This window comes from Micromonospora lutea, assembly GCF_016863535.1.
Classification (GTDB): domain Bacteria; phylum Actinomycetota; class Actinomycetes; order Mycobacteriales; family Micromonosporaceae; genus Micromonospora; species Micromonospora lutea.
In genome coordinates, this window is the sequence record NZ_BOPB01000008.1 from 1 (window position 1) to 9,001 (window position 9,001).

Consider the following 9,001-nt stretch of genomic DNA (forward strand, 5'->3'; position numbering starts at 1 on the left):
TTCATACCGTTTAGGGCCACCCCACAAGGGGCGGCCCTAAACGCATTTCAGGGCTACTTCGAGGGGCCAGCAGTAGGGCGGTCGCTCTTGTACGCCACGCCATTCTGGTCTGTCGCGAGGCCCGGTTTGTCGTGGCCGGGGTCCGACCGGGTGACCGTTCTCGCGCGAGCTGCGCCGGGCCGGGCGGTACCCCTGATGTTTGTTTTTGGCGCCGGTGGTGGTCCTGGTGCGGGTGGACCACGCCTGCGGACTGGTGCCGACGGGCCGGGCCGAGCGGCCGTGGCGGTCAGTCGCGGGACTGCATGCCTTCCCGGATCTGCCGCAGCAGGCCGGCGGATTCGTCGACCGATCGGGCGGGGAACATGGCCAGCACCGCACTGCCGTGGTCGGCCCAGCCGCAAACCGCGAAATCGCCACCTTCACCGCTGGTACTGCCGCACTTCATCACGCCGCCCAGCCGGCCCGGTGACACGCCACGAAGGCCGGTGACGGCCCCGGTCTCGTCGGCCATCAGCTCGAAGAGACTCTCCAGGTCCCGCTCAGGCTGCCACAGCAAGGTCGTCCCGCCGAAGATCAGTACCGATCGCCGGGCATCGGCCGGGTCCTGGTAGACGGCACCGAAGCTGCTGTCCAGTTGAATGTCGGCAGCGAGCCCGCTACGCAGGTAGTCGGCCGTGCTGACCGCCCGGTCGCTGTTGTCCAGACGGAGCCCGGCGACCTGGTCGGGTGTGGTGATCTGTGCGTCCTTCTGCTGGACGATCCGCCAGGCCCAGGTGCCGAGCGCGCCGACACCCACCACGGCGATGACCGCGAGCAGCACCACGACCAGGCGTCGCCGCCGGGCCCGCACGTCGCGCTGGTCGGTGGCGTCTGTCGGGTCGCGGTCGCCCAGCTCGATCGGCTCGTCGGCCAGTTCGACAGGCAGAGTGCCCTCGTCGAGCCGGCGGCCACTCAGATGTGCGTCGGACATAGCCGACACCGTACGCGAACCACAGGTGGCGCACGTCGGGTCAGGCGAAGCGCTCCGTAGACTTTCAGGGTGACCGAGAGACTGGATGCCCGACGCCCCGACGCCCCGACCCTTGCCGGCCAGTACCAGCCAGGCGAGGTAGAGCAGCGACGGTACGAGCAGTGGGTAGCCGACGGTCGGTTCCGGGCCGCCGCGGACAGTGATCGGGAGCCCTTCACCATCGTCATCCCGCCGCCGAACGTCACCGGCTCGCTGCACATGGGTCACGCGCTCGACCACACGGTGCAGGACGCGCTGGTGCGGCGCAAGCGGATGCAGGGCTACGAGGCGCTGTGGCTGCCGGGCATGGACCACGCCGGCATCGCCACCCAGAACGTCGTCGAGCGGCAACTCGCCGCGCAGGGGCTCTCCCGCCACGACCTGGGCCGGGAGAAGTTCGTCGAGCGGGTGTGGGAGTGGAAGGCCTCCTCCGGTGGCGCGATCCTCGGCCAGATGCGCCGGCTCGGCGACTCGGTCGACTGGGACCGGGAACGCTTCACCATGGACGAGGGCCTGTCCCGCGCCGTCCAGACCATGTTCAAGAAGTTGTACGACGACGGCTTGATCTACCGGGCGAACCGGATCATCAACTGGTGTCCGCGCTGCCTCACCGCGCTGTCCGACATCGAGGTGGAGCACACCGACGACGACGGTGAGCTGGTCTCGATCCGCTACAGCGACGACGTGGTGGTGGCCACCACCCGGGCCGAGACGATGCTCGGTGACACGGCGGTCGCCGTGCACCCGGACGACGAGCGGTACCGGCACCTGATCGGCACCGAGGTGGAACTGCCGCTGACCGGGCGGCGGATCCCGATCGTGGGTGACCCGCACGTCGACCCGACCTTCGGCACCGGCATGGTGAAGGTGACGCCGGCCCATGATCCGAACGACTTCGAGATCGGCCAGCGGCACGACCTGCCGACCCTGACGATCATGGACGAGCGGGGGGTCATCACCGCACCCGGCCCGTTCGAGGGCCTGGACCGGTTCGAGGCCCGTCCGGCGATCGTGGCCGCGCTCCGGGCCGAGGGACGCATCGTCGCCGAAAAACGGCCGTACGTGCACGCCGTCGGGCACTGCTCCCGGTGCCGGACCACGGTTGAGCCTCGGCTGTCGTTGCAGTGGTTCGTCAACACCTCTCCGCTGGCCAAGGCGGCCGGCGACGCGGTGCGCGACGGTCGGGTGCGGATCGAACCTGCGGAACTGGCCAAGCGCTACTTCGCCTGGGTCGACAACATGCACGACTGGTGCATCTCCCGGCAGCTCTGGTGGGGCCACCGGATCCCGGTCTGGTACGGCCCGGCCGGCGAGGTGGTCTGCGTCGGCCCCGACGAAGAACCGCCGAGCGGCGAGGGCTGGCACCAGGACGAGGACGTGCTGGACACCTGGTTCTCCAGTGGCCTCTGGCCCTTCTCCACGCTCGGCTGGCCGGAGCAGACGCCGGATCTGGCGAAGTTCTACCCGACGAGTGTGCTGGTCACCGGGTACGACATTCTGTTCTTCTGGGTTGCCCGGATGATGATGTTCGGCCTGTACGCGATGGATGGCCGGCAGCCGTTCGACGTGATCGCCCTGCACGGGATGGTCCGCGACGAGTACGGCAAGAAGATGTCGAAGTCGTTCGGCAACGTGGTCGACCCGTTGGACTGGATCGACCGCTACGGGGCTGACGCCACCCGCTTCACCCTGGCCCGGGGGGCCAACCCCGGCGGCGACGTGCCGGTCAGCGAGGAGTGGTGCCAGGGGTCGCGCAACTTCTGCAACAAGCTCTGGAACGCCACCCGGTTCGCGCTGATCAACGGCGCGCACACCAACGGGCCGATGCCGGAGGCGGCACGGCTGTCGACCGTCGACCGGTGGATTCTGTCCCGGCTGGCTCACGTCACCGCCGAGGTCGACGAGCAGTTCGAGGCGTACGAGTTCGCCAAGGTCTGTGACCTGCTGTACCACTTCGCCTGGGACGACGTCTGCGACTGGTACGTGGAGCTGAGCAAACCGGTGCTGGCCGGCGGCGGCGAACCGGCAGAGGCCAGCCGACGGGTGCTGGGTCACGTGCTGGACCAGCTGCTGCGGCTGCTGCATCCGGTGATTCCGTTCGTCACGGAGGAACTGTGGACGGCGCTCACCGGTGGGGCGACCGTCGTGACGGCGGCCTGGCCCACGGCTGACCGGGCGCTGATCGACGATGCCGCCGAGACGGAGGTGGCCACCCTTCAGCGGGTGGTGACCGAGGTCCGCCGGTTCCGCTCCGACCAGGGTCTGCGTCCGACCCAGCGGGTCGCGGCCCGACTCGACGGATTGTCCGGTGCCGGTGTGTCGGCGCACGAGCCGCTGATCCGGTCGCTGGCGCGGCTGGACCCGGCCGGCGACGACTTCCAGGCCAGTGCGACGTTGGCCATGCCGGGCGCGGTCAGTGTCGCGTTGGACACCCGGGGCTCGATCGACGTTGCCGCCGAGCGGGCCCGCCTGACCAAGGACCGCGCCGCGGCGGAGAAGGAGGCGGGGCAGGCCCGGGCGAAGCTGGGCAATCCGGCGTTCGTCGACAAGGCCCCCGAGCACGTCGTTTCCAAGATCCGCGAACGGCTGGCGGTCGCCGAGGCGGACCTGGCCCGCATCGATGCCGCCCTGGAGGCGCTTCCCTCGTGACCGACCCTGTCGACCGCACCGACCGCGTTCGTGCCGAGCGGGCGGGTACCCGCGAACCGAGTGACCGACCCCGTGGCGGTGCGGACGCGACGCGCCGTGAGCGGCCCGGCCGACCCGAAGGTTCCGCCTTCGCGCAGGTGGAGGCGGAACTGGCTGGGCGCGGGTTCACCCGGATGGTCTTCGAGCTGGACCGCATCTCGTCCCTGCTGGACCTGCTGGGCAGCCCGCAGCGGGCGTACCCGTCGATCCACCTGACCGGGACCAACGGCAAGACCTCCACGGCCCGGATGATCGACTCGCTGTTGCGGGCCTTCGGGCTGCACACCGGGCGGTACACCAGTCCGCACCTGGAGACGGTGCGGGAGCGGGTCAGCCTGGATGGCGAGCCGGTGGACGAAGCCCGGTTCGCCGCCGTGTACCAGGAGGTGAAGCCGCTGGCCGAACTGGTCGACGCCCGTTCGGACGAGCCGCTGACCTACTTCGACATGACCACCGCGCTGGCCTTCGCGACCTTCGCCGACGCTCCCGTCGACGTGGCCGTGGTCGAGGTGGGTCTCGGTGGCGCAGAGGACGCCACCAACGTCATCCAGGCCGGGGTCTGCGTCCTGACTCCGATCGGGCTCGACCACACCGAGTGGCTCGGTGACACGCTCCAGGACATCGCGGTCGCCAAGGCCGGCATCATCCACTCCGGTGCCACGGTCATCTGCGCCGCGCAGGAGGAAGAGGCAGCCCGACCGATCCTGCAACGCTGCGCGGAGGTGGGCGCGACCGTCGCCCGGGAAGGTTCGGAGTTCGGCGTCCTGCGCCGGGCTGTCGCGGTCGGCGGTCAGGTGCTCACCCTGCAAGGGCTCGGTGGGGTGTACGAGGAGGTCTTCGTCCCGCTGCACGGTGCCCACCAGGCGCAGAACGCGGCGGTGGCGTTGGCGGCCGTCGAGGCTTTCCTCGGTGCGGGTGCCCGCCGGCAGCTCGACGTGGAGGCGGTTCGGGAAGGCTTCGCCGCCGCCAGCTCTCCGGGGCGGCTGGAGCGGGTGCGCACCGCGCCGACGATCCTGCTCGATGGCGCACACAACCCGCAGGGCATGGCGGCCACGGTCACCGCGCTGCAGGAGGAGTTCGCGTTCAGCAAGTTGGTCGCCGTCATCGGGACCCTGGCCGACAAGGACGCCGCCAGCATGCTGGAGCTGCTGGAGCCGGTGGTCGACCAGGTGGTGGTGACGCGCAACAGCTCGCCCCGGACCCTGCCGGTCAAGGAGTTGGCGGCGCTGGCCGCAGAGGTGTTCGGCCCGGACCGGGTCGAGGTGGCCGAGGAGATGCCGGACGCCATTGAGGCGGCGGTGGCACTGGCCGAGGAGGATGTGCCGGGCGAACTGGTCGGCGTCGGGGTGCTGATCACCGGCTCCGTGGTGACCGTGGCCGACGCCCGCCGGCTGCTGAAGCGATGACCGGGCAGGGAGGCGGCCAGCCGCGCCGGTCCGGTCTGCGCGACCCGCAGCGGGCGGTACGCGGGCTCGGTGCGGCTGCCCTCGGCCTGGAGGCGTTGGTGCTGCTGCTGGCGATCCAGCCGATCCGGGCGGTGGACGGTGATCTCGGGGGTGCGGTCATCGCCGTGGTCGTGGTGCTGGCCGTGATCGCTGTCGTGCTCGCCGGCATGATGCGCCGGCCCTGGGCCTGGCACGCCGGCACCGTGTTGCAGGGGCTGCTGCTGTTGTCCGGCCTGCTGCACTGGTCGCTGTTCGTGCTGGGCGTGATGTTCGCGCTGGTGTGGGCGTACGCGCTGCACGTGCGCCGGGTGATCCTGGGCTGACCGCTGTGGTCGGGAGGTCCAGGTGACCCGAGGCGCTCACGCCTCGGCCAGCTCCCGCCACTGGGTCAGCGCGATGCCGTGCCCGTCCGGGTCGCGGAACGCCGCCGCCCACACCTCCAGCTTGCTGCCGCGGTTGACCACCCGGGGCGGGTAGGTGAACCGGACTCCGGACTCGCGCAGCCGTTCGTACGCCGACTGGATGTCGTCCACGTCGAGGTTGACGTGGACCAACCGGCGGCTGATCGGCTGCGCCCCGGTGACCTCGCGGAGCACCAGGCGGGTCGTCCCCGAGGAGAGCACCGCGTTGGCGGCACCCCGGTCGACCTCGGTGAAGCCGAGCCGGTCCCGGTAGAACTCCAGGGAGCGGGACAGTTCGGTCACCAACAGGGTGATGCCCACTCCGCTGATCGGGGCCGCCGGGTCGGCGGCGTCCGGGTCGAAGCCGAAGATCGCCTCGTCCAGCTCCCCCGCGTCGACCGCCTCCGCCCGATCGGCAGCCGGCTGAGGGTGCCCGACGCTGGTCTCCGGTCGGCCGTTGGTCGTCGTGCCGTCGGTGGCGGCTGTCGGGCCTGGTTCCGGGTCGTCGAGCGGCAGGTCGAGCGGGTCGAGGGGATCCATCGGGTCGGTCAGTTGCGGACTCGGGGCGGCCGGTGGCGCCCCGGCGGGTGCCGGATCGGCTGCCGGTTCGGTGGGGTCGTCCCCGGCGGAGGCGGCCGCAACGGGGAACCGCTCGTCGGGGAACTGCTCCTCGGCCGGTATCCGTGGGGCGGGCGTGGCTCGGCGGGGCAGCCGATGTCCGTCGGGTCGTTCCACCACGGTCCCCTCCAGCACGACCGGTTTGCCCGGACGCTGGCGTACCCGCACCGTCTCGTGATGCTCCACGGTCTCGGTCACCGCGTCGTGCGCTCGGCCGTCCGTCGGAGCGGCGGGTGGGCTGTCGGACGGATCGCTCAAGGGGTCGTGGAAGTCGTCCTCGGGTGCCCGGCCGGCCCACGGTGGCGCCTGCTGGCCGATCAGCACCTCGTCCGGCGGCACCGTGGCGAACTCGGGGGGCAGGTCGGCGGTACTGCCGGCCTCGGTGTGCGTGAGCACCTCGTCCCAGAGCACCCGGACGTGTCGCGGGTCGTCCAGGGCCACCCGGATCGGCAGGGTCTGCCCCAGCGACGGCCACTTCGACACCGGAACCCGCGGCTCGATGATTTTCTTCGACCGGGGCGGTAACCCAGGGGCGTCGATCACCAGTTGAAGTTCGCAGCGACCGAAGGCGTACTGGGTCGGCGGCTCGGAGGCGCTGTGCACGTGGCCGGCGCCGACCACCCAGGTGCGACCGCCGGCACGTACGGTGGCCAGCGCGATCGCCAGGGCGAGCACAGCGACACCGAGCGCGACGATGGCCCAACTGGTCATGCCCAGGCCGAAGAGGATCACGAAGGTGGCCACGGTGCCCAGCACCGCGGCGATCAGCTTGCGTACCGGTGCGATGGATCGGTTGCCGCCACCATTCGCCACAGTGGACCTCCCGGGGGTCAGGGCCAGGCTAGGCCGGATCGGGGGCCGGGGGAAGGCCGACCACCGCGGCGGCGCCGGGACCGGGTCGCTAGGCTGACCGTACCCAGCCAGACCGGCTTCCGCTCTGAGGAGGAACCCAGCGTGTCCAGCAGCAGCCCGGGCGAGCGTACGCTCGTCCTGATCAAGCCCGATGCGGTCCGTCGAGGGCTGGTGGGCGAGATCATCTCTCGGTTCGAGCGCAAGGGGCTGCGGCTCGACGCGATGGTGACCCGGACGATGGACGCCGCGCTGGCCGACGAGCACTATGCCGAACACGTCGACAAGCCGTTCTATCCGCCACTGAAGGCGTTCATGACCGCGGGTCCGCTGGTCGCGCTCGTGCTCTCCGGCGACGATGTCATCGACGTGGTGCGTGGCCTCATCGGTGCCACCGACGGACGTAAGGCCGCCGCCGGCACCATCCGCGGTGACCTCTCCCTGTCCAACCGGGAGAACCTGGTGCACGCCTCCGACTCGGCTGACAGCGCCAAGCGCGAGCTGGCGCTCTGGTTCCCCGAGTTGGGCTGAGCCCGGCCCGCTCACCCCGGCCTGAGCCCCGTCCGGCTCAGGCTGCCCAGGACAGCTTGTCCGGGTTGGCCACCAGGAAGATGTCGGTGATCCGACCGGCGGTCGTGCCGAGGGTGACCGCGTACACGTCACCGGCGGCTGTGGCCACCACGACGGCCGGCTGGCCGTTGAGTTCCGTGCGCCGCACGGTGAGCGGCCAGCCCTTTGTCCGGATGCCCAGGAGGAACCGCACGACCCGGTCGGCACGGGTGATCGGGTTGCGGGCGGCCCGCACCCGGCCGCCGCCGTCGCTCCACACGGTCGCGTCCGCGGCGACCAGCTCGGTCAGCGCGGCCAGGTCGCCCTCGGTGGCGGCGGCGATGAACGCCTCCAGCAGCCGCTCCTGCTCGGCGCGGTCGACGGTGAAGCGGCGCTGATCACGCCCGATCCGGATGCTCGCCCGGTGATGTAACTGGCGGCAGTCCTCGGCGGAGCGGTCCAGCAACTCGGCGATCTCGGCGTAGGGCAGCTCGAAGGCGGTGTGCAGCACGTAGACGGCGCGTTCCGGCGGGGTGAGCCGCTCCAACAGGTGCAGCAGCGCGGTGGAGATCGAGTCGCGCAACTCGGCACGCTCCAGCGGCCCGAACGGCGACGGCGCGGTGGGCACCGGCTCCGGCAACCACGACCCGACGTACGTCTCCCGGGCCGCCTGCCGGGCCCGCAGCCGGTCCATGGACAGGTGGGTCACCACCCGCGACAGGTAGCGTCGCGGGTCGCGCACCTCGGCGCGGTCGACCCGCAACCAGCGGAGGTACGCCTCCTGCAGGATGTCCTCGGCATCGTGGCGGCTACCCAGCAACCGGTAGGCCAGCCCGAGCAGCATCGGCCGGTGCACGTCGAGTACACCGGCCGCCTGTGCCGCCTCGGCCGGGCTCACACGTCCGTCGGCAGTTCGCTGCGGAAGGTCACCGCGATCCGGTTCCACACGTTGATTGTGGCAATTGCCAGGACCAGGTCGGCGAGTTCCTTCTCCGACCAGACCTTCGACGCGGCGTCCCAGACCTCGTCGGGCACCCCGTGCTCACCCAGCCGGGTCACCGCGTCGGTCAACGCGAGCGCGGCGCGTTCCCGCTCGTCGAAGAAGGGCGCTTCCCGCCAGGCGGCCACCGCGAACAGCCTTCGGCTCGACTCGCCGGCACCGAGCGCTTCCCGGCTGTGCATGTCGACGCAGTACGTGCAGCCGTTGACCATCGACGCGCGCAGTTTCACCAGTTCCAGCACGGTGTGCTCGACGTTGGCCCGGACGTACTTCTCCAAGCCCAGCACGGCGTCGAAAGCCTCCGGTGCCACCTCCGCCACGTTGATCCGCTGCATGACAACCTCCCGATAGCCCCATGTGACACCCCCACGACGCCCCGCCCCCGCCCCCGCGTGACAGATCGCGCTGTGACCCCCATCCCACCCACCCCCTCCCACCCCCC

At 70.9% G+C, this 9,001-nt stretch carries 8 protein-coding genes; 4 read left to right on the top strand and 4 right to left on the bottom strand.

Going from position 1 to position 9,001, the window contains the following annotated elements; translation table 11 throughout:
* Positions 1-286 precede the first annotated feature (286 nt).
* Positions 287-970 carry a hypothetical protein gene (locus Vlu01_RS07865; protein WP_203996034.1) on the bottom strand — a complete coding sequence of 228 codons (684 nt, stop codon included), beginning with the start codon at positions 968-970 and terminating at the stop codon, positions 287-289.
* Between the two features lie 69 nt (positions 971-1,039).
* On the opposite strand from Vlu01_RS07865, the gene Vlu01_RS07870 reads away from it, so the two are divergent.
* The 3 genes from Vlu01_RS07870 (at position 1,040) to Vlu01_RS07880 (ending at position 5,465) form a co-directional block, all read left to right on the top strand.
* Positions 1,040-3,658, top strand: coding sequence for a valine--tRNA ligase (locus Vlu01_RS07870; RefSeq protein ID WP_203996042.1), 2,619 nt, complete (start codon positions 1,040-1,042; stop codon positions 3,656-3,658).
* A 173-nt stretch (positions 3,659-3,831) separates the two neighbouring features.
* Positions 3,832-5,103, top strand: coding sequence for a bifunctional folylpolyglutamate synthase/dihydrofolate synthase (locus Vlu01_RS07875; protein ID WP_239095776.1), 1,272 nt, complete (start codon positions 3,832-3,834; stop codon positions 5,101-5,103).
* Complete coding sequence (locus Vlu01_RS07880) at positions 5,100-5,465, top strand: DUF4233 domain-containing protein (protein WP_203996044.1); 366 nt, start codon at positions 5,100-5,102, stop codon at positions 5,463-5,465. The genes Vlu01_RS07875 and Vlu01_RS07880 overlap by 4 nt, the downstream gene beginning before the upstream one ends.
* A gap of 36 nt (positions 5,466-5,501) precedes the next feature.
* Here the strand turns inward: Vlu01_RS07880 and Vlu01_RS07885 are convergent, their stop codons facing one another.
* Complete coding sequence (locus tag Vlu01_RS07885) at positions 5,502-6,974, bottom strand: VOC family protein (RefSeq protein WP_203996046.1); 1,473 nt, start codon at positions 6,972-6,974, stop codon at positions 5,502-5,504.
* A 141-nt stretch (positions 6,975-7,115) separates the two neighbouring features.
* Between Vlu01_RS07885 and ndk the strand changes: the two genes are divergently transcribed.
* Positions 7,116-7,541, top strand: coding sequence for a nucleoside-diphosphate kinase (ndk, locus tag Vlu01_RS07890; protein WP_203996048.1), 426 nt, complete (start codon positions 7,116-7,118; stop codon positions 7,539-7,541).
* Between the two features lie 37 nt (positions 7,542-7,578).
* Here the strand turns inward: ndk and sigJ are convergent, their stop codons facing one another.
* Together sigJ and Vlu01_RS07900 are read right to left on the bottom strand one after the other, a co-directional pair.
* Positions 7,579-8,505, bottom strand: a complete 927-nt coding sequence (sigJ, locus tag Vlu01_RS07895) for an RNA polymerase sigma factor SigJ (RefSeq protein ID WP_239095775.1) — start codon at positions 8,503-8,505, stop codon at positions 7,579-7,581.
* Positions 8,454-8,894 carry a carboxymuconolactone decarboxylase family protein gene (locus tag Vlu01_RS07900; RefSeq protein WP_203996050.1) on the bottom strand — a complete coding sequence of 147 codons (441 nt, stop codon included), beginning with the start codon at positions 8,892-8,894 and terminating at the stop codon, positions 8,454-8,456. The genes sigJ and Vlu01_RS07900 overlap by 52 nt, the downstream gene beginning before the upstream one ends.
* Positions 8,895-9,001: the final 107 nt, after the last annotated feature.

Coding starts and splice junctions, on each gene's coding strand:
- Vlu01_RS07900 (WP_203996050.1), bottom strand. CDS start 8,894: ATGCAGCGGATCAACGTGGCGGAGGTGGCACCGGAGGCTTTCGACGCC.
- Vlu01_RS07880 (WP_203996044.1), top strand. CDS start 5,100: ATGACCGGGCAGGGAGGCGGCCAGCCGCGCCGGTCCGGTCTGCGCGAC.
- Vlu01_RS07875 (WP_239095776.1), top strand. CDS start 3,832: ATGGTCTTCGAGCTGGACCGCATCTCGTCCCTGCTGGACCTGCTGGGC.
- Vlu01_RS07865 (WP_203996034.1), bottom strand. CDS start 970: ATGTCCGACGCACATCTGAGTGGCCGCCGGCTCGACGAGGGCACTCTG.